Below are 20,165 nucleotides of genomic sequence, written 5' to 3' on the forward strand. Positions count from 1 at the left end.
ATTAATGGTGTTTTACGCTATCGCTTTTTCCTGCTTCAAAAGCGGCTAATGTGGCTAAACGTGCTTGTTTATGGTCAACAATTGGTGCGGGATAATCTAAAGTAACGTGGTTAGCCTCTGCCCACTCATGCGGTGTGTGAATATATTTATCGGGTACGGATTGTAATTCTGGAAGCCACTGGCGAATAAATGCACCGTTAGGGTCAAATTTTTTACCCTGAGTGGTTGGATTAAAAATACGAAACCAAGGTTGTGCATCAGTACCTGTCGAAGCAGACCACTGCCAGCCTCCATTGTTTGCCGCGAGTGTGCCATCAATTAATTGCTGCATAAAATATTGTTCGCCGAGTCGCCAATCAATCAGTAAATCTTTCACTAAAAAACTCGCAGTGATCATTCTTAAGCGATTATGCATCCAACCTGTGGTATTGAGTTGTCGCATTGCAGCATCAACGATGGGGTATCCCGTTTGCCCAAGCTGCCACGCTTTAAAGTCAGCATCGGAGCTATTCCACTGAATGTGGTTGGTCCATTCAATAAAAGGCTGGTGGCGGCATAAGCGTGGAAAAGCGACGAGTAGATGATGGTAAAACTCTCGCCAAATTAATTCATTAAGCCATGTGAATGCCCCGCTATCTGGGGAATCAAAAAGCGGTGGATACTCAGCGAGCAGGCGATTTAAACATTGCCGTGGTGAGAGTACCCCAATTGCCAAATATGGGGATAACAGGCTAGTACCCTCAATTGAGGGAATATCGCGATGCTGTTGGTAATGCTGCACTTTTAGGCGACAAAATTGCCTGAGTTGTTGTCGTGCTGCTGATTCACCCGCTGGGAAATGTGGCGCAATATCGACGGCGTGATGCGCAAACAAGGGGAGTGATAGGTCATCGATAGCAAGTGCTTCCCCTCGTGGTTGAGGTGCTGGTAAGGAACGAAAATCGGTGGTCACTAATTGGCTAATAAAGGCTCGACGAAACGGAGTGTACACTTGGTACATTTCGCCTTTCTGATTTGTGACGGATTTTGGTGGTAATAGTAAGGCATCATCAAAAGCATGCACTCGGAAAGCGCGTTGTGGGTGATGAATCAACCATTCGTCTCGCCTATGCTCATTGAGTTCATATTGATGATTGAAATATAGGTGGTCAACTTGCTGCTGTTGAGCAAAATCCAGTACCCATTGTGCGGCACTTAAAAAATCGGGGGTTGTTTGGCAAAACAGAGGGATGCTTAATTTGGCCAGCGAGTCACGAAGCGCAATGAGATTTTGATGCAAAAAGGTGATTTGCCGAGAGGAGAGGTGATGTGCTCGCCATTGTTCTGGTGTAGCCGTAAACACGGCGAGCACTTTAGCATCAGGATCAGCACAAGCAGATGACAGCGCTTTATTATCGGTGACACGAAGGTCATTACGAAACCAGACTAGGTGACAAGCCTGTTTTTTCGCCATCTTCTGCTCCTTTGCCTTACATCAGGTTTAATCCAATTTAGGGTGCTGATTAATTAATGACTGACGCTTTTTCTCTAGCTCAGCGATCTGTTGTTCAATATCTTCAACTTTCTGTTCAATATTGTCATAGTGCTCGCTTAAGATCTCTTTCGCCTCTGCTCTATCAGATGCCGCAGGCGTTGCCCCTCTTAATGGTTTGTTTGCGGTCTCTGGCATAGTAATACCAGTATAGAGGCCAATTAAGGCGATAACCATTAAATAAAAGGCGGGCATATACAGATTATTGGTTGATTCAACTAACCATGCTGCTACTGTCGGTGTGGCACCGGCAATCAAAACTGAAATATTAAAGGCGATTGCGAGGGCGCTATAACGAATGTGCGTTGGGAAAATAGCCGGTAAAATTGATGCCATCACCCCTGTAAAACAGTTCAGTAGCACAGCTAAAATAAGCAAACCAACAAAAATCAAGCCAACAGAGCCGCTATCAATGAGCATAAAGGCAGGATAGGCTAACACTATCAGACCTAAACTCCCCGCAATAACGAATGGGCGGCGACCAATTTTATCGCTGGTTAAACCAATAATTGGTTGGACAAAGAGCATACCAATCATAATGGCAATGATGATCAGCACACCATGGTCAGCAGAATAGTTTAGGTTATGCGACAGGTAACTTGGCATATAAGTCAGCAACATGTAGTAAGTCACGTTTGTTGCGATAACTAAACCAACGCAGATCATCAAACTTTTCCAATATTTAGAAACGACTTCACGGAAAGAGACTTTCGGTGGATTTTGAATATTGGCTTTATCTTGTTTTTCGAGCGTTTCAATGTGTTGTTGGAATGCTGGGGTCTCTTCAAGTGCATGGCGTAAATACAGGCCAATGATACCTAAAGGCAGTGCAAGGAAGAAAGGGATCCTCCAGCCCCATTCGTGGAAGTTTTCTTCACCAACAATACTTGAAATGAGTACCACAACACCAGCACCTAGCACGAAACCTGCGATAGAGCCAAAGTCTAACCAACTTCCCATAAAACCACGTTTACGGTCAGGTGAGTATTCGGCAACAAAGATAGCTGCACCTGAATACTCTCCACCCACGGAGAAGCCTTGGGCGAGTTTTGCTAACAATAGTAGGATAGGCGCCCAGATACCAATAGTCTCATATGAAGGGATCAAACCGATACTGAAAGTACTGATCGACATAATGATAATGGTGACGGCTAAGACTTTTTGTCGGCCATACTTATCCCCTAGGATACCAAAGACGACACCGCCAAGCGGTCGAACTAAGAAGGGAACAGAGAAAGTGGCTAGAGCGGCGATCATCTGTACGCTCGGTGATGCGCCAGGGAAGAAAACTTGACCGAGTACATAGGCTAAGAAACCGTATACCCCAAAGTCAAACCACTCCATCGCATTACCCAGCGACGCCGCAGTGATGGCTTTTTTTAATTTTCCATCATCAATGATAGTAATATCATTAATATTTAAAGGCTTTTCTTTTTTCTTTTTGAACTTCATGGAACCATCCTTTTATCTGAATTTCGAAACGTAATGAATTGCATTCATGATCTGTGTGGTCCATATCTCTATATCTTGCTCGCGCCAGATAAAAACAGAGATCGTTATATTAGAATAGTCGTTATCTGTAGAATGCATCAATATTTTATTTATCACTGGCAAAGATCATCAATATGACGAGTGTTTCATATCGAATTTGCTAAGACGACTTGGGGAAAATCACCGCTAACAATTGCGCAGAGAAGAGCAGGGAATAGAGAAGTGTTGTGAGCTAGTTTGTTGTTGTGCATTTTGTAAAAAAAGCAAAATGAGAACCTTTATGTGACTTAAACAGGTCATCAATAATACAATAATATCGATTAAATGTAAAATGTCGGTTATTTATGCTGATTTTAGTGGCTTTATTAATTTTTTAACCTTGCTAAAAATACTTAATTGGTTTTTATACTTAGTGTGTTGTTTTTTAATAAAAAATTGCGATGTGTTTAATGCTTAATAATATGATGCTTATCTTAAATTTTTTACAAGAGGGGGAGTTATGCAGCAGCGCGCAAAAATATCGCGTTTGACCTATTGGTAAACCATACCATTTATCCGATGGAGGGTATGGAATTTGAGTTATGTATCGATAGCTATTTTTGAGTCTTATTTCTGGTTTGAATTTCGTGAATATTTCTATTTTGATGCCAGCTTCTTGCACTTCAATCACCAATTTAAATATTCTGGCACCTTAACCAATACAATTATTTATCTTATTTTTACTCCTCTAGGATAATCAACAAATTACTTATCATTATCGATATTATTTATTAAATACTCTTATTATGACTGGTTATTAAATAATTGTTAATATTATTGTTTTTTGATATTTCAGCGCACAATGAATATTTAATTTATGCTGTATCTAGATTCTTCTTTTGATATTAGTGGAGGATTGTTCTGTTCTTAATAGCTATTTGTTTTCCTCGGTAGGAACCGCAAATTTAATTCGTTACACTAAGTTTAAAGTGCGTAAATTGGTTTAATAATGATGATGTATTACAGAGAAAATAGATTTGATGCTCTGTGAATATTTTAACCTAATCTGACTGGAAAGAGTGCCATTATGAAAAAACAGACAGTTGCATCCTATGTCGCGAAAGTCCTAGATAATGCTGGTGTGAAGCGCATCTGGGGCGTTACGGGTGATTCACTCAATGGGCTGAGTGATAGCTTACGCCGTCTTGGCACAATCGAATGGTTAGGCACCCGTCACGAAGAAGTTGCAGCATTTGCCGCAGGTGCAGAAGCGCAAATGACGGGTAAGCTAGCCGTTTGCGCAGGCTCTTGTGGTCCGGGTAATATGCACCTAATCAATGGGTTGTATGATTGCCATCGTAATCGCGTGCCTGTATTAGCAATTGCTGCACATATCCCTTCTAGTGAAATCGGTAGTAACTACTTTCAAGAAACGCACCCAACAGAGCTATTTCGCGAATGTAGCCATTATTGCGAACTGATCTCTAACCCTGAGCAGCTTCCTCAAGTGCTTGGGATTGCGATGCGTAAAGCGATTCTAGAAAAAGGTGTCTCTGTCATTGTACTGCCAGGAGATATTGCGTTACGTGAAGCACCGGAAACAGCAAATGATACATGGTATCAGCCGCAAGCTCCGTTGATCATGCCTCAGCTTGCTGAAATTGCGAAGTTAGCGGACGCACTGAACCAAGCACAAAATATCACCCTATTTTGTGGGGCAGGCTGTGCTGGTGCACACGATGAAGTGATTAAGCTGGCGGAAACATTAAAAGCGCCAGTCGTGCATGCACTACGCGGTAAAGAGCACATTGAGTGGGATAACCCATATGGCGTTGGTATGACGGGGCTGATTGGTTTTTCATCCGGCTACCATGCAATGATGAATGCCGATACGGTGGTGTTACTGGGTACTCAGTTCCCATATCGCCCATTCTATCCTCAAGGGGCTAAGATTATTCAAATCGATATTAATGCAGGTAGCTTAGGCTCCCATTGCCATATCGATATGGGCATGATTGGTGACATTAAAGCCACTTTGACCGCATTGCAACCGCACTTAGACGTGAAACAAGATAGGCACCACTTAGATAGCGCATTGAAACATTATACCGAAGCGCGTGAAGGTCTTGATGATTTAGCGAAACCGGGTAAAGACGGTGTGATCCACCCTCAATATTTAGCAAGCCGGATCAGTGCATTGGCGAATGATGACGCGGTATTTACCTGTGATGTGGGAACACCAACGGTATGGGCGGCTCGTTACTTAAAAATGAATGGTAAACGCCGTTTGATTGGCTCGTTTAATCATGGGTCAATGGCAAATGCGATGCCGCAAGCGATGGGGATCCAATCTGTCGATAAACAACGTCAAGTTGTGACCATGAGTGGTGATGGCGGTTTTAGTATGTTGATGGGGGATCTGTTGTCACTGGCACAAATGAATTTACCTGTGAAAGTCATTGTTCTGAATAACGGCGTGTTAGGTTTTGTCGCTATGGAAATGAAGGTAGGTGGCTTCTTAACAGAAGGCACTGATCTCCATAATCCTAATTTTGCGGCAGTTGCCAATGCTGCTGGGATCAAAGGGATCCGCGTTGAGAAGAGTGAAGATGTGGATGCCGCATTGAAGGAAGCTTTCGCTCATGATGGCCCTGTTGTTGTTGATGTTGTCACAGCAAAACAAGAACTTTCTATGCCACCGACAATTAATTTGCAAGAAGCAAAAGGTTTTAGCCTATATATGCTCAAAGCCATTTTAAGTGGTCGTGGTGATGAAGTTGTTGAATTAGCGAAAACCAACTGGTTACGTTAATCGGTCATTTTGACTGATCTGCTTTGCCGAATTAGGCAATTTACGCAGCCAACCAATTAGGGTTGGCTGCTATCTGTATGAGGGAATTAATACCCCGCAGCCGATTGGCTACGCCATAAATGAGCGGCAACTAAGGCACGCCATGGCGAAAATGCCTCTAACCATTTTTCCGTCTCTTTTGCTGTAGGCTGGCTCTCTGCGCCAAGTAGAGACTGCAAATTGCGCCTCACGGCCACATCGCCATGTAACGAGCCATCGAGGTAGTTAAAACCGCGTAAAAGCGCATAATTTACCGTCCATGGGCCAATACCTTTAAGGCTGACTAATTGGTCGGTCAATATTGTGACATTATGGTTGCTGATAGGTTGTGATAGGTCGATTTGCTGACTTAACAGTGCGTGACAAAGCGCTCGTATGGCGATGATTTTACCAGTAGAAAACCCAGCTTGGCGTAGTGATTCATCAGTCACTTTTGACACCTGCTGTGCATCTGGAAAACACCAAATGCCCGATGAGTGTTTTGAACCAGTGGCTTGAATAAAGCGACGACGTATTGCAATCGCGGCTGTTACACTGATTTGTTGGCCAATAATCGCCCACACTAATGCTTCAAATGGGCTTGAAGATTGATATATTCGTAAACCTTGTTGTTGCTTAATCAGCTTACCGATAATGGGATGTGATAAATATTCCGCTTCAAACTGTTCGACGGCTTGCCGTAAACCGAGCATATGTTTCCCTAGTTCAACAACATCGTATTCGCTGGGCCGATTTTTAGCGTTATCAATATCAAGGGTAATGTGTGCCTTGTCTTTATCAATCTCAATAAGTAATTGGCGCCCACAATATACCTTTGCGTAATAAATTACCTTCAACAATTTCGGCAATATTATGTTGATCTCTTAAATGAAAGGCGAAAAAGTCATTCGTCTGATAATGGGGAGGTAGAGACAGCTGGGCGGTTATTTTTGGCATAGAGTAGGCCTTATCGGGATTATTATTTTTATGGACAAAAAATATGAGGTTATTTTGATATTTTTCGTATTTTGGCTTTGATAATTTTTAATTCAAAGGTGATATTTTAATCGAAAAGCGTTAGATTTATATAAAATAAATTTTCCATTTAAGTTAACTATTTGCATTGAGGTTAAACTAAAAAGCAAGGAGCTAGCCATGAACCAATCTGAAGAACATCTCTCCTCAAGTAAAATTAATGAGGGTTCAGATCAAAAAACGGATTGCCCATCAGTAACGGTTGAAAATGAGCCTCTTTCTTCTGAACCCGTCGGTTTTGGGGGATGGCTACTAATCCCTATGTTAGGATTATTTCTTACGCTAATTATCACTCCTTATACTTTATTGAAAGACCTTCCAGAGCAGCTAGAAGGTTTGGAGAAGATGACTGACCCTACGTCATTATCATTTATTCCAATGGCTAGGGAGTTCATATATTTTAACTTACTCTCGAGTGCATTGATTTATGGCTTATTGTTATTCGTATGTTATCTCTTTATTTATAAGAAAAAATTGGCGATTAAAGTCATTATTCTCTTTTACGCGAGTGACTTCATACTATCCATAGCAAGTGTCGTTTTATTGAGTTCATTATTCTCAATATCAGCAGAGGATGAAGATATTGTAGATATTGTCGGTAGTGGGATACGCCTCTTTATTTGGGGCTTATATTTCTTAGTTTCTGTCAGGGTAAAAAATACGTTTGTTAATTAAGTAATAGCGATACTGAATATCGCAAATGTGAGGGTGCATGATTTACTGTAAAAGAGTCTATGATGCCGTTTCGTCTGAAGATGGATACCGTGTATTGGTTGATAGGTTATGGCCAAGAGGGATAAAAAAAGTCGCGCTCGATTATGATGAATGGAATAAAGACGTTGCGCCATCCAATGAGTTACGTAAATGGTTTCATCAACATCCTGACCAATTCGATAAATTTGTTGAAGACTATCATCAAGAATTAAGTCATCATTCAGCGGCTTGGATGCCTCTTGTAGAGAAAGCGAAGCTAGGCAATCTCACCTTGCTGTATAGTGCTAAAGATAAGGTGCATAATCAGGCACACGTATTGAAAGCATATTTAGAACGCTGTATTAAGTCACAAGAATAAGGTTATTAATCAGATGGATGTCAACACACCCGCAGTCTTAACGGGCCCTCAAAAAACACCACTACAAGGCATTAGAGGATGGCTTATTTTACCTATGCTGGGTCTGTTTTATATGCTTTATCAGACTATCATCATGATGTACTTAGATATCCTGCAAGTTAAATCAGCTTGGCACCTTGTGACGAATGAGCAATCTGATTTTTATGTCGATGGGTTTTCAAACGCTTTTTATATGCTACAAATGGCCCAAGGTATATTGATAGTTTTGTTGGCGTGGAACGTTATCGCAGCCCTCAAAGGCCTAAAAATCGCGAAACCTTTATTTATTATCTCGATGCTATTTTATACCGTGATGGTTGTTGTTTCGCGCTTTGTTTTCCCAAATATTTTTGGCATTGAAATTGAGTATAGCTACATTATTAATGTGGTAAATAGCTGTTTCTACTGCTTTATCTGGATCCCCTATGTTTTGATGTCAGATAGAGTCAAGCAGACGTTTATTCACTAGTCGCTCGTTGGCTGCCAGTAGGCAGCCAACGGCATAAAAAGGTTAATTTGCCAGCACTAATTCATTGGTCATCCCACATTGTTCGACAAAAGTCTCATCATGCGACACCAAAAAAAGCGTGCCTTTGTAGTCGCTGAGTAATCCTTCCAATAGTGTTTTTGAATCTAAATCAAGGTGGTTATCAGGTTCATCCAGTAACAATACCGCAGGGGGGGTTGGGCTATGGGTTAGCGCTAATAGCGTCGCTTTTAGTTGTTCACCACCGCTAAGTTGGCTAAGTGGTTGGAGTGACTTATCCCCTCGGATCCTGAGCATGCCCAATTGGGTGCGCCATTGTTCAACGGTAAATGCAGGTTGATAGCGTTGTAGCGCTTCCGCGACGGGGAGGGTTTTATCCAATAAATTGAGATGTTGATCGAGATAACAAAATGCAGGGTTAATTCGGTATTCTCCGGATACCGCAGTAATCATCCCCGCAAGGGTTTTTAACAATGTTGATTTACCGCTGCCATTACGGCCTTTAATGTGCCAATGTTCCCCTGTATAGGCAGTGAAAGAAACAGGCTCCGTGTAGCCATAAGGCAGTTGTAGCTGGGAGGCAAAAATCGTGACCTTACGACCATCTGGCTGGTAATTTAACGTCATTTTCTGTTGTTTATTATGGATCTGTTTGTCTTGTACGTCCTGTAATTGGCCTTGTAAATCGTTCATAACACGCTGATGGCGTTCAGCCACGTTAGATTGTCTTTTTTGCGCACGATTGGTTTGCATATCCAGTAGCAATAAGGACTGAGAGCCACTATAACGAACTTTTTCGCCTTGTTTGCGTCGTTGCTCTGCTTTTTGCAACGTGGCGTGTTGTTGGCGTTTTTCTAGGCGGATTTGGTTGTCTAGCCGTTCGGTTTTGGCCTCAATGGCTGCCATAGCAAAATGTTTTTGTTCTTCATAAAGGGCATAGTTGCCGCCATATTCATGTAGCCCTTTATCGGTTAACTCAAAAATCATTTGCATATGAGCCAGTAAAGCTCGGTTATGAGTAATAACCAAAGAGCCTGCTTTATGTTCTGCCAATTTATTGCTTAGCCACTGGCGACCCTCATGGTCAAGGTGGTTATCGGGTTCATCTAATAACAGAAAATGGTCTTTATGTAAGAAGGCTCGACATAATGCAAGACGAGTTTGCTCACCACCACTTAAGTGATTAATTGGAGCATCTATCATCACGGGTAATTTGGCTGAGTCCAATAAGCTCTGCCAAATGGCAGGTAAGTGCCATTTATCTTCCAATAGCTCTAAGTCCTCCATAGTCGCATTACCCGAATCGACTCTTGTAAATGCATCGACCAAGGGGCTAACACCTAAAGCGTCTGCGATGGTATCTCCTTCTAAGCGTGTGAGCTGGTCAACGTGCATAAAAGGCATCGCCCAACTAACGTAGCCTGAGGTTGGTTGCATTTGTTGAGCAAGTAGCCGCATTAATACAGACTTTCCTTTGCCATTGTTGCCAATTAACGCATTTTTTTGGCATATCAAGGAGCCATTTAAGGGGGGAAAAAGCGCTGTTTGGTGAAATTCGATATTAAGTTGTGAAAAATGACAAGCAACAGTCATGTGCACCTCCTGAGAGCAGGGGGCAGACAACAGCGTGCTATCTTTCAAGAAATGAGACGATTGATGACCATTGTCTGCCAAAAACAGAAAAAGAAATACCGTGTTGGGTATCTGTAAGCATTTTCTGGCAGATCTCAAATCATCGTCGGGGAATACCTTTAGTTAGGTGGAAGAAAGAGTGATTTGATTATTTAATCAAACTCTATGCGTTTAGGCAACTGATAAAGTAGTAGGTATTGTGCTCTATGGGTCAGTATAAATTCCAAAAGAAAAGCCAGCCGATGATAAACCGACTGGCTTTTGGTGCATTGCCAACGAGATTTTTACAACTAAACTGTGGCTGGTTGAGCGACGTTCACATGCTCTGCCAACCATTGTGCGATGCGCTGTTTTTCACTTTCGTTCAGCCACATGCCCAATTTGGTACGACGCCAGATAGCGTCATCTAATTCAGTAACCCACTCATGTTCGACTAAGTAACGTAGCTCTGCTTCATAGACGTTATGACCGAATGCTTCGCCAAGATCGCTGAGTGAGTTAGCGCCTTCGAGGATCAACTTGCTTTGACTGCCGTATGTTCTTGCAAAACGTAGAGCAAGGCCTTCTGGTAGCCAATTGTAACGTTGACGTAGTAAGCGTGCATAACCATCACGATCACAACCTTCAATGTCACCGCCAGGCAGCACACCATTTTTAGTCCATGCTGCACCTGCATTTGGGTAGTAAGGCGCAAGTTTACCGACAGCCGCTTCTGCGAGTTTACGATAAGTGGTTAATTTACCGCCGAAAACAGACAGCAGCGGTGCTTTGCCATTTTCATCGTGAATATCGAGTGTGTAGTCACGTGTAATGGCTTGTGGTGAATCAGACTCATCGTCACATAATGGACGAACCCCTGAGTAATCCCAAACAATATCCGCTTTGCTCAACTGTTTTTTGAAATGATCGTTATAGACTTTTAGTAAGTAGTTCACTTCATTGTCATCAATACGAACATTTTTTGGATCGCCTTTGTATTCGACATCGGTGGTGCCGATAATGGAAAATTCATCCATCCAAGGGATCACAAACACAATACGGTTGTCTTCATTTTGTAAAATATAAGCTTGTGGCTCATCATGAGCGCGAGGCACAACAATATGGCTACCTTTGATAAGACGAATGCCATAAGGTGATTTGAGTTTCAAACCATCGTCAAAGAACTCTTTTACCCATGGGCCAGTAGCGTTAACTAAACCTTTCGCCTTCCAAGTTTCTTTTTCACCAGTGCGCAGGTCTTCTGCTTCAACCACCCATAAGCCATCTTCACGATAGGCTCGAGTGACTTTTGTACGTGTGCGAACCTCACCATTTTTACGTACCACTTCTTGAGCGTTTAATACAACCAAACGCGCATCATCGACCCAACAGTCTGAGTATTCGAAACCTTTGTTAAGTTCTGGCTTAAGGACGGAATTTTGACCAAATTTTAACCCTTTACTGCCGGGCAAGCTGGTACGTTTACCCAAGTGATCATACAGGAATAAGCCAATACGGATCATCCAAGCTGGGCGTAAGTGAGGTTGGTGCGGCAGACGGAAGCGCATTGGAAACGCAATGTGTGGCGCAAGTTTTAATAACACCTCGCGTTCAGCAAGTGCTTCACTCACAAGGCGAAATTCATAATGCTCAAGATAACGTAAACCACCGTGGATCAGTTTTGAACTCGCAGATGATGTCGCACTTGCTAAGTCTTGAGCTTCAAGCAGCAATACAGATAATCCACGGCCAGCGGCATCTGCCGCGATACCAGCGCCGTTTATACCGCCGCCGATTACAATCAAGTCTTTAGTTTCCATGCATCCCCCTGAGATGTTCGAAACGTTTTCTATAATGTTCGTTTTCGCTCATTTGATTGTAATCAAAATCGATTAATATGCCAACTGTTAACCAACAAAAAACAACAACTCGTGATAAAGGTAACAAATTATTTTCAATAACCACACATATACTGTGACTATTTTTACAAAGTGAAAATGTTCGAACATTAACGAAAGAATGTCATTGAGAGCGTTATCGAGAGGGTTAACGAAAAGGTTAAGTTTGGTAGGAAAGGAAAGATGGTAGCCGATACTACCATCTAGATTAAAGTATTAGCACAGCTCGAGCTGTACATTGTGCTGTTCAATCACTTTTTGAATGCTTTCAGGTGGTAGCTTGTCGGTAAATAAATGATCGATCAGATTCATATTGCCGAGGTTGACCATGGCATTACGACCAAATTTTGAGTGGTCAGTGACTAGCATCACACAACGTGAGTTTTCGATAATTGCGCGTTTGGTGCGCACTTCGTGATAATCAAACTCAAGTAGTGAACCATCCATATCAATGCCGCTGATCCCTAAGATACCGTAATCCAGCCTAAATTGTGAGATAAAATCCAGAGTTGCCTCACCAACAATGCCGCCATCGCGTGAGCGTACTTCGCCACCCGCGAGGATCAAGCGGAAGTCTTCTTTTGGCATTAGCAGTGTGGCGACGTTTAGGTTGTTGGTCACGACCCGTAGATTTTTATGATTCACCAGTGCATGAGCCACGGCTTCAGGGGTTGTACCGATATCGATAAATAAGGTTGCACCATCAGGGATCTGGCTGGCAACGCGTTGAGCAATGCGAGCTTTTTCATTTGACCACATGATTTTACGGTCGTGATAGGCCGCATTAACCGAGCTAGAAGGCAGGGCTGCACCACCATGGTGGCGCTGGATCCTATTTTGTTCTGCGAGGTCGTTGAGGTCACGACGGATCGTCTGAGGGCTAACCTCGAAATGCTCAACAAGCTCTTCAGTGCTCACATAGCCCTGAAGGCGAACGAGTTCGATGATTGCATCATGTCTCTGGGTCTGTTTCACGGTGTTAGCCTCTAACTAAATATGTATGTTCTATCTGGAGCGATGGGATGTAAAAGTATGTCGATTATCCCATATTCCCATCAATAATCCGATAATTAACCCCGATATATGTGAGGCATTTGCGATATCAGGACCTAAAATTTCTAAGTTACCTAACACGAGCCAAACAACAACTAGAATGATTAACCCTCTCGGAGCACTGACCTCTTTTTCGGGTTGACGTTCACCCATTAGCCAAACGTAGCTGATCAGCGCGTAGACAACCCCAGATAGTCCACCAAAATTAGATGCACTATACAGCGATTGCCCCCAATTACAGAATAAGGCAGATACTAAAAAGATCGTTAGTAATTTACCGGAGCCTAGCCTACGTTCAACTTGGCTAGCTAAATACCACCACAAAACGAGGTTAAAAATGAGCTGAGATAGGGAAAATTGAACGAATGCAGGGCTAAACCACCGCCAAAGTTCAAATTGCTGCCCTTCCCGTGGCCATGCAAGATAACGTAGCACATCAAGGTGCTGGGTTATGGCTAACCAAAAATAAACGCCAGCACAGATCAGTATGACGGCGATGGTTAAAGGACCTGATTGTGCTTTGAGATTAGCCAAGGTCAAAGTGTTGCGATATTTAAACGCGGTTTGGGTGTTACCTATTTTCCAGCTTGCTTCGGTATAACGGGGGTTTGATGGATCTTGCAAAAAAAGGTTAAGCTCTTGCTGTACTTTTGCGAGATATTGCTCATCTTGAAGCCAAAGCTCTATTTGCTGCTGCTCTGGAACAGGATGGACTTTTAATTCGATATGTTGGCTTGCCATATAATCGACAAAAGCCTGAGCCATTCTGGGATTTGTGAATGAAACAACATGGATCATGAATGGATTTTCTCGCTTAGAGAGCCGTAACGGCTTGTGGATATTCCCTCAACCAAGCCTCAAAACCACCATTGATACTGTAGACGGATTCGAAGCCAATATTAATTAAGTACTGTGCAGCTCCTTGGCTGCTATGACCGTGATAACACATCACCATGATGGTCTGCTCATAGTCTGTTTGTGCTAAAAATGCGCTCAGTGTTTCATTGGTCAAATGATAGGCGCCACTTGCGTGCCCCGCACGGAAGCTTTGTGGGTCACGAACATCCACTAATATCGCGGTGCCATCAACCCAATGTTGGTATGCCTGTGCAGGCGTTAGCGTCTCAAATTGTTCCATAAAATACCGAATTATAAAGGTGATGAAATAATAAAAGACACCCGCAATAAGATACGGGCGCCGTCAGATTAGCAAGTTTAGGTGAACAATTAGTAGAACGAATGCTCACCACGTTGGTGCTCAGTAAGATCTTTAACACCTTTTAGCTCGCCTTCAAACATTTTGAGAAGTTCTTTTTCAATCCCTTCTTTTAATGTGACATCGACCATTGAACAGCCGTTACAACCGCCACCAAACTGTAAAATAGCAAAGCCGTCATCAGTGATCTCCATCAGTGAGACACGACCGCCATGGCTTGCAAGTTGTGGGTTAATTTGTGATTGTAAAACATACTCAACACGTTCGATAAGAGGTGCGTCATCAGAGACTTTGCGCATTTTTGCGTTAGGCGCTTTGAGCGTCAGTTGTGAACCCAACTGATCTGTCACGAAATCAATTTCTGCGTCTTCTAAGAATGGTGCGCTGATCTCATCAACATAAGCGGATAGGCGCTCAAATTTCAATTCTTGGTCTGTTGCTTCAACAGCGTCCGGTGGGCAATAGGAAACGCCACATTCAGCAGAAGGTGTGCCTGGGTTGATGACAAACACGCGAATTTGGGTGCCTGGCTCTTGGTTTTCCAGTAATTTGGCAAAATGAGCCTGTGCTGCTTCAGTAATATTAATCATAATCATTTGCTCAATAATAGTTGACCGCTTTAGTTGGTTATAATACGCCCATTTGCCCCATTCCTACAAGGTGCGACAGAGTGACCAAGCCTGTACTGTCTCTACACCCGCACAAATCAGCAATTGTGCCGCGGCTTGCATCGTCGCGCCTGTCGTCAGCACATCATCAAAAATAGCGACGTGCTGCCCTATGACAGGGGTTGTTAGGGTAAATGCGCCATTAAGATTGCTGTGGCGGTGTTTACGTTTTAATGTTATCTGAGCCAGTGTATCACGAGTGCGCAATAATGAATTTCGTGAATAGGCAATATTTAACCACTTGGCTAAATATTCACCGATAAAAGCAATGTGGTCAAATTCACGTAACCATAGCCGCTTAGGGTGTGAAGGGATTGTCAAAAGCCTATCAGGCTTAGGCCAAAGCTGCTGGCGATAACCATTAAGCCAATGTAATGCGTACACTTTAGCAAGCGTGAAAGCTAATTGAGGCTGTGGGTTAAACTTATAACGATGGATTAATTTACGTAAAGGGGCTTGATAGGGGCTAACAGCGATTAACCGATGCCACGCAGGCGGCTGAATTAAGCAGCGACCACATAGGATGTGGCCTTGTTCGGCTGGTAGTGCGCACCGATGGCAGACATTTGACATGGTTGGGATGCACTTTATGCAGAACGCACAAATCCCGTGATCCACTAATTTTAATGGCTGCTGGCATAGCCAACAGGCACCTTGCATTGTTAGCATAAGCATATTCCTGTGAAAAAAGAGAGTGTAACCATGACGCAGTTGTACTGGGAGACAATCGGTGAAGGTTCTCAAGATCTTGTGTTGCTGCACGGATGGGGGCTGAATGCCGAAGTGTGGCGTTCCATTATTCCGCGAATCTCACCGCATTTTCGTTTGCATTTAGTTGACATGCCTGGCTATGGTCGTAGCCAAGGGTTTGATGCGATGAATTTAGCCGCGATGGCTGATACTTTATGGCAACAGGCGCCTAAAGAGGCTATTTGGCTCGGGTGGTCACTGGGGGGATTAATCGCCAGTCATATTGCACTTAGCCATCCTCAGCAGGTAAAAGGATTGATTACGGTCGCTTCATCACCTTGTTTTCAAGCTCATGAGGGGAGCTGGCCGGGGATAAAATCAACGGTGCTACTTGGGTTTGAACAGCAACTATCGACAGATTTTCAGCGCACAGTCGAACGTTTTTTAGCATTGCAAACGTTAGGCACTGAAAGCGCTCGTCAAGATGCTAAATTGCTAAAATCTGTGGTGCTCGAGCAGCCTATGCCAAAAGTGGAAATTCTAAATGCAGGGCTAGAAATTTTACGTATTACAGATTTACGTGAGGAGCTTAAAGCTCTCACCGTGCCATTTTTACGTCTTTATGGTTACTTAGATGGTTTGGTGCCACGTAAAGTCGCGACATTACTTGATGAACGTTATCCTAATTCACCTTCTGTTGTGATGCGCCATAGCGCCCATGCACCCTTCATTTCCCATCCAGATGAATTTTGTGAATATTTACTGGACTTTCTGGCACGATTGGAAGAGTGACCTATTAGCTCAGTGGCAATAAGCCACTGAGTAAAATGATAAAACTAACGTTGCTGGGTAGGCGAAAATAGGGCATAAGGGGGAGCTGGTGCGTTGTGCTGCCCAGAAAGATGTGCGTCATGGAGCGCTAAAGGGGATTTATCCCCTAGAAATAGTTCGCCATAAGATGGAGGAACGGCAGAGCTGGTAGAGCCAACCGTGTCTTCTGCCATCAACGCCTCGGGTGGGGCGGAAGGCTCAAAAGGGAGTGGTGGCGCGGACGGCGCAAAAAGGTTTGCACGATGGGTTGCCGTTTGTTCTTGGTCGGCGGCGGGTGGTCGGTGGTAATAAAACTTTTTGTATTTCAATGTTTCGGTAGAATAGCCATTTTCAAGGTTATAAGCCGTAGCTTTGCTAATCAGCGTCGTAAGAAAGGCGTCAATACTATAGAATTTTTCAACACCGACATTAGGGTCAAAGAGGGTGAAAGTTGTGACATCATCTGCTGGATTTTTACGGATATAGGCCGCTAATGTATCTTTACCGGCAAAAATTTGTATCCCTGTCTCTTTATTGCCTGTTTCAGCCTGCCGGGCGTCTTCACGTAACCCTAGTTTAATTTCAACAGGCGTTTTTATTTGAAAAAAATAGCTAAGCTCAGTTTCACTCGCTGTGATAAATCCATTTTTTGCCATAAATTGGTCATATTGCTTTAACTTGGGGCAACGCATTTGTTCCGCAGCGGTATTAAAGCAGGCCTCTATTAGGCTTTTATCGGATTTGGTAATGAGTTTTGATAAATTATTGGGGTATCTGCTGAGTAATTTTTTAAATAAAACCTTATTTAATGAGGGGTCGAGCTCATCAACGTTTTTAAGTGCTTTATTTTTCAGTGCATTAAAGTATTGTTCAGCTAATTGATGAACGCTGTCACTATATTTTTTGAAATGTTGGCTGCTTTCAACATCTGCTTTTCGGTGGGTTGCGAGTGATTGTTTGACGCCTAAACCTCGGCGATCAATTTTGCTAGAGCTGGCATGATAGTCTTGATAGCGTTTAATCACATCTAAGGGTTTTTGGATATCAAGTACTTTTTTGATACTTGTTGTGAGTAATTCATGGGAGATATCGGTTTTATTTGAAGTTAAGTGAGTACGATTAAGATAATCTTGCGCTCGCGATAACAAGCTGATGTAACTGTTACCACTATTTTTCACTGAGGTAACGAGGAAATAAGCGGTAAGGCCTTTGGTTAAATTATATTTCACTTCTGATGGGATTGCTTGATAGCCGAATTGACGAAGGTAATTAAGCGTATTATTTAAAAATAGGCTTTTATCAAATCTTGTCATACATACTTCCTCTTTTAACCTGAATGAAGTCATGTATTTTAGTGAGTAATTTGATTAAAACTTTAAAAAAGAGACATTGTCGAGGTCGCGTAAGTCATTCACAGAACGGGGGTGACTTTATTTTATATAAAGGGTGTGAGCAATTACTGCTTTCGGGGCATCCTTTACAGCTTGTTCCGGTTAAACAGGCTGTTATATCGACTTTTTCGATTTTGTTCATTGCGACTAGTTTATCGAGCATCGCTTGGATAAGTGATTTAGGGGCATGGAGTCGTTGGCTGAGTAAGTCGAGGTCAGCTTGCCCATACAGTGCAATTAAATCCCTGATTTGTAACAAGCTGACCATCGTTATTCCCCGTTAGTGGCAGGCTTTGCCTGAGCAGTCGGAACAAGATTTGGCGGTTTGATTTGCCAGATTCAGTGTTACTCTGCTCCGTGCTCGGCGCAATAAGGTAAACAGCACAAGATTAAATATGATAACTGCAACAATAATAATTAAGCTGCTTTGCGGGTGCTGGCTAAAAGTTGCAGCTTGGTAGAACAGAGCCGCAAGGCTATAAGCCACATTCAGCCCCCATAAAATGGAGAATGCCATCCAGCTTTTATTGGTTTCACGAGCGATAGCCCCCATGACCGAAACACAAGGGACATACAGCAAGACAAAAATAAGGTAGCTGTATGCGGCAATATCGGAACCAAATTTGGCTGCCATGGTGCCCATGGATCCAGAAGCCATTTCACCATCGCCTTTACTTGCCTCGATTGGATTAGAAAGTGCACTTAGGGTAAAGGTCTCTTTCAAACTATCCCAAGTTTCTGCGACTGCATCCCCCAACTCATCGAGTAAATCAAAGGATTGGGCATCGAATGGCTCGGCTGTGATATTTTCCGCGGTGTAGAGGGTGTTTAATGTTCCTACAACAACTTCTTTTGCCATCGCACCAGTAATCAAACCAACAGTGGCTTGCCAGTTATCAGTATGCACTCCGATAGGCTGTAAAACAGGGGTAATCACTTTACTGACGGAAGCAAGAGCGGAGTCATTAATATTATCGACAGGTTTTCCTGAAAGGGAAAAACTATTTAAAGCGCCGATAAACATACTGGCAACCACGATAACTTTACCAGCACGGATCACAAAGCCTTTTAGGCGCTGCCAAGTTTGGATCAACAGCGTTTTTAAGTGGGGCACATGATACACCGGGAGTTCCATCACAAAGGGAGAGGCTTCACCACGCATTAAGGTATGTTTCAGTAGCAAACCCGTTAAGATAGCGACAACAATTCCGAGGATATAGAGTGAAAAAACAATACTTGCGCCACTTTTCCCAAAAAACGCGGAGGCGAATACCGCGAAGATAGCGAGCCGTGCACCACAAGACATAAATGGAGCCATTAATACGGTAATGAGGCGCTCACGAGGTGCATCCAACGTACGTGCGCCCATAATGGCGGGAACATTGCAACCAAAACCCACAATTAATGGCACGAAGGATTTACCCGGTAAGCCCAAGGCCTGCATTAATCTATCCATCACAAAGGCGGCTCGTGCCATATAGCCCGAGTCTTCTAAGACAGATAAAAACAGGTACATCATACCAATTTGCGGTACGAGAGGGAGTACGGTATTGATACCGCCACCAATACCTTGTGCAAGGAAGACGGTGAGCCAATCAGGGAAACTGAAATACGCCCCTACCCACTGAATACCATGGATAAAGATGGCTTCTGAGGCACCTTCAAAGAACGGCTGCAAAGCGCCACCAATATTAATTGCCAAGACGAACATTAAGTACATGACAAATAAAAAAATCGGAACGCCAAGCCAGCGGTTAAGGATGAGTCTATCAAGGGATTGCGTTAATTTGTTGGGTTCCGCGGCACTGTTATTGATGGATTTCTCACAAATCGCTGCAATGGATTGGTAGCGGGCATCGGCAATTAACAGTTCAGGCTCTTCATTTAAGCTAGCTTTTAAGTGCTGTTGAGTGGCCTGCAATTGCGCTTCTGTAATATTCGCGCGCTGGCGGCTATAAATATCGCCTTCGAGTATCTGCAATGCTAACCAACGACGTTGTTGTTGACTAAATTGCTGCGCCGAGATCTGCTCAGAGAGTGAATCCACCTCTTGTAATAAGGCCGCCGGATATTCAACCAGCGCTGTCATATTGTTCTGAGGATGTTTATCAATCGCTTGTTTGAGTTTATCAATCCCTGTAGCACGGGTTGAAACCAACGGAATGACAGGGCAACCCAACTGCTGTTGCAGTTTTTCAACATCAATCTCAATGTGTTGGCTTTGTGCAATATCCAACATATTAAGTGCGATGATGCAAGGCACTCCCAACTCCACTAATTGCAAAGTGAGGTAGAGGTTGCGCTCTAAATTAGAGGCATCGACGACGTTAATCAGCATATCGGCTTCGCCGCTTAAAATAAAAT

17 protein-coding genes and 1 pseudogene are annotated in these 20,165 nt (G+C 43.2%); 5 read left to right on the plus strand and 13 right to left on the minus strand.

Translation table 11 applies throughout. The features are described from left to right. Window position 1 precedes the first annotated feature (1 nt). Together phrB and proP are read right to left on the minus strand one after the other, a co-directional pair. Complete coding sequence (gene phrB, locus PSE69_RS16940; protein WP_121875218.1) at window positions 2–1,453, minus strand: deoxyribodipyrimidine photo-lyase; 1,452 nt, start codon at window positions 1,451–1,453, stop codon at window positions 2–4. A 27-nt stretch (window positions 1,454–1,480) separates the two neighbouring features. Continuing rightward, a complete protein-coding gene (gene proP, locus PSE69_RS16945) occupies window positions 1,481–2,983 on the minus strand; it encodes a glycine betaine/L-proline transporter ProP (protein WP_004923504.1) in 1,503 nt (500 codons plus the stop codon). A gap of 1,105 nt (window positions 2,984–4,088) precedes the next feature. Here proP and poxB point away from each other — a divergent pair. After that, window positions 4,089–5,813, plus strand: coding sequence for a ubiquinone-dependent pyruvate dehydrogenase (poxB, locus tag PSE69_RS16950; RefSeq protein WP_121875138.1), 1,725 nt, complete (start codon window positions 4,089–4,091; stop codon window positions 5,811–5,813). 86 nt (window positions 5,814–5,899) lie between these two features. On the opposite strand, the pseudogene PSE69_RS16955 reads toward poxB, so the two are convergent. Continuing rightward, window positions 5,900–6,788 (minus strand): annotated as a pseudogene (locus tag PSE69_RS16955) (DNA-3-methyladenine glycosylase 2). A 198-nt stretch (window positions 6,789–6,986) separates the two neighbouring features. Between PSE69_RS16955 and PSE69_RS16960 the strand changes: the two are divergent. The 3 genes from PSE69_RS16960 to PSE69_RS16970 are packed head-to-tail and all read left to right on the plus strand — an operon-like array spanning window position 6,987 to window position 8,446. Then, window positions 6,987–7,541, plus strand: coding sequence for a DUF2569 family protein (locus PSE69_RS16960; RefSeq protein WP_004923523.1), 555 nt, complete (start codon window positions 6,987–6,989; stop codon window positions 7,539–7,541). 37 nt (window positions 7,542–7,578) lie between these two features. Then, on the plus strand, window positions 7,579–7,938 hold the full coding sequence (locus PSE69_RS16965) for a DUF488 domain-containing protein (RefSeq protein ID WP_004923526.1): 360 nt from the start codon (window positions 7,579–7,581) through the stop codon (window positions 7,936–7,938). A 13-nt stretch (window positions 7,939–7,951) separates the two neighbouring features. After that, window positions 7,952–8,446, plus strand: coding sequence for a DUF2569 family protein (locus tag PSE69_RS16970; protein ID WP_053110253.1), 495 nt, complete (start codon window positions 7,952–7,954; stop codon window positions 8,444–8,446). A gap of 42 nt (window positions 8,447–8,488) precedes the next feature. On the opposite strand, the gene PSE69_RS16975 is transcribed toward PSE69_RS16970, so the two are convergent. From PSE69_RS16975 to PSE69_RS17005, 7 genes are all read right to left on the minus strand, one after another. Further along, window positions 8,489–10,057, minus strand: a complete 1,569-nt coding sequence (locus PSE69_RS16975; protein ID WP_121875139.1) for an ATP-binding cassette domain-containing protein — start codon at window positions 10,055–10,057, stop codon at window positions 8,489–8,491. A 329-nt stretch (window positions 10,058–10,386) separates the two neighbouring features. Further along, a complete protein-coding gene (gene glpD / locus PSE69_RS16980) occupies window positions 10,387–11,895 on the minus strand; it encodes a glycerol-3-phosphate dehydrogenase (RefSeq protein ID WP_004923536.1) in 1,509 nt (502 codons plus the stop codon). 294 nt (window positions 11,896–12,189) lie between these two features. After that, window positions 12,190–12,948 carry a DeoR/GlpR family transcriptional regulator gene (locus tag PSE69_RS16985; RefSeq protein ID WP_004923543.1) on the minus strand — a complete coding sequence of 253 codons (759 nt, stop codon included), beginning with the start codon at window positions 12,946–12,948 and terminating at the stop codon, window positions 12,190–12,192. Between the two features lie 30 nt (window positions 12,949–12,978). After that, window positions 12,979–13,824 (minus strand): rhomboid family intramembrane serine protease GlpG, encoded by an 846-nt coding sequence (gene glpG, locus PSE69_RS16990; RefSeq protein ID WP_014657022.1) that lies wholly within the window; start codon window positions 13,822–13,824, stop codon window positions 12,979–12,981. A 16-nt stretch (window positions 13,825–13,840) separates the two neighbouring features. Continuing rightward, window positions 13,841–14,164, minus strand: coding sequence for a thiosulfate sulfurtransferase GlpE (gene glpE, locus PSE69_RS16995; protein ID WP_004923549.1), 324 nt, complete (start codon window positions 14,162–14,164; stop codon window positions 13,841–13,843). Between the two features lie 89 nt (window positions 14,165–14,253). Then, entirely contained in the window at window positions 14,254–14,832 is a 579-nt protein-coding gene (gene nfuA / locus PSE69_RS17000) for a Fe-S biogenesis protein NfuA (protein ID WP_014657021.1), read from the minus strand. A 63-nt stretch (window positions 14,833–14,895) separates the two neighbouring features. Beyond that, window positions 14,896–15,579: a DNA utilization protein GntX gene (locus PSE69_RS17005; RefSeq protein ID WP_121875140.1), complete on the minus strand. Its 684-nt coding sequence runs from the start codon at window positions 15,577–15,579 to the stop codon at window positions 14,896–14,898. Between the two features lie 33 nt (window positions 15,580–15,612). On the opposite strand from PSE69_RS17005, the gene bioH reads away from it, so the two are divergent. Then, window positions 15,613–16,392 carry a pimeloyl-ACP methyl ester esterase BioH gene (bioH, locus tag PSE69_RS17010; protein ID WP_004923560.1) on the plus strand — a complete coding sequence of 260 codons (780 nt, stop codon included), beginning with the start codon at window positions 15,613–15,615 and terminating at the stop codon, window positions 16,390–16,392. Between the two features lie 44 nt (window positions 16,393–16,436). Here bioH and PSE69_RS17015 read toward each other — a convergent pair whose 3' ends face one another. The 3 genes from PSE69_RS17015 to feoB form a co-directional block, all read right to left on the minus strand. Further along, window positions 16,437–17,723 carry a hypothetical protein gene (locus PSE69_RS17015; protein ID WP_042117029.1) on the minus strand — a complete coding sequence of 429 codons (1,287 nt, stop codon included), beginning with the start codon at window positions 17,721–17,723 and terminating at the stop codon, window positions 16,437–16,439. A gap of 94 nt (window positions 17,724–17,817) precedes the next feature. Then, window positions 17,818–18,069: a FeoC-like transcriptional regulator gene (locus PSE69_RS17020; protein WP_036942244.1), complete on the minus strand. Its 252-nt coding sequence runs from the start codon at window positions 18,067–18,069 to the stop codon at window positions 17,818–17,820. Window positions 18,070–18,081: 12 nt separating this feature from the next. After that, window positions 18,082–20,165: Fe(2+) transporter permease subunit FeoB (gene feoB / locus PSE69_RS17025; protein ID WP_272675297.1), on the minus strand; the 2,084-nt coding region annotated here is incomplete at its 5' end.

It is taken from the genome of Providencia sp. PROV122, from assembly GCF_028482365.1.
GTDB lineage: Bacteria > Pseudomonadota > Gammaproteobacteria > Enterobacterales > Enterobacteriaceae > Providencia > Providencia stuartii.

Coding starts and splice junctions, on each gene's coding strand:
- phrB (WP_121875218.1), bottom strand. CDS start 1,453: ATGGCGAAAAAACAGGCTTGTCACCTAGTCTGGTTTCGTAATGACCTT.
- proP (WP_004923504.1), bottom strand. CDS start 2,983: ATGAAGTTCAAAAAGAAAAAAGAAAAGCCTTTAAATATTAATGATATT.
- poxB (WP_121875138.1), top strand. CDS start 4,089: ATGAAAAAACAGACAGTTGCATCCTATGTCGCGAAAGTCCTAGATAAT.
- PSE69_RS16960 (WP_004923523.1), top strand. CDS start 6,987: ATGAACCAATCTGAAGAACATCTCTCCTCAAGTAAAATTAATGAGGGT.
- PSE69_RS16965 (WP_004923526.1), top strand. CDS start 7,579: ATGATTTACTGTAAAAGAGTCTATGATGCCGTTTCGTCTGAAGATGGA.
- PSE69_RS16970 (WP_053110253.1), top strand. CDS start 7,952: ATGGATGTCAACACACCCGCAGTCTTAACGGGCCCTCAAAAAACACCA.
- PSE69_RS16975 (WP_121875139.1), bottom strand. CDS start 10,057: ATGACTGTTGCTTGTCATTTTTCACAACTTAATATCGAATTTCACCAA.
- glpD (WP_004923536.1), bottom strand. CDS start 11,895: ATGGAAACTAAAGACTTGATTGTAATCGGCGGCGGTATAAACGGCGCT.
- glpG (WP_014657022.1), bottom strand. CDS start 13,824: ATGATCCATGTTGTTTCATTCACAAATCCCAGAATGGCTCAGGCTTTT.
- glpE (WP_004923549.1), bottom strand. CDS start 14,164: ATGGAACAATTTGAGACGCTAACGCCTGCACAGGCATACCAACATTGG.
- nfuA (WP_014657021.1), bottom strand. CDS start 14,832: ATGATTAATATTACTGAAGCAGCACAGGCTCATTTTGCCAAATTACTG.
- PSE69_RS17005 (WP_121875140.1), bottom strand. CDS start 15,579: ATGCTAACAATGCAAGGTGCCTGTTGGCTATGCCAGCAGCCATTAAAA.
- bioH (WP_004923560.1), top strand. CDS start 15,613: ATGACGCAGTTGTACTGGGAGACAATCGGTGAAGGTTCTCAAGATCTT.
- PSE69_RS17015 (WP_042117029.1), bottom strand. CDS start 17,723: ATGACAAGATTTGATAAAAGCCTATTTTTAAATAATACGCTTAATTAC.
- PSE69_RS17020 (WP_036942244.1), bottom strand. CDS start 18,069: ATGGTCAGCTTGTTACAAATCAGGGATTTAATTGCACTGTATGGGCAA.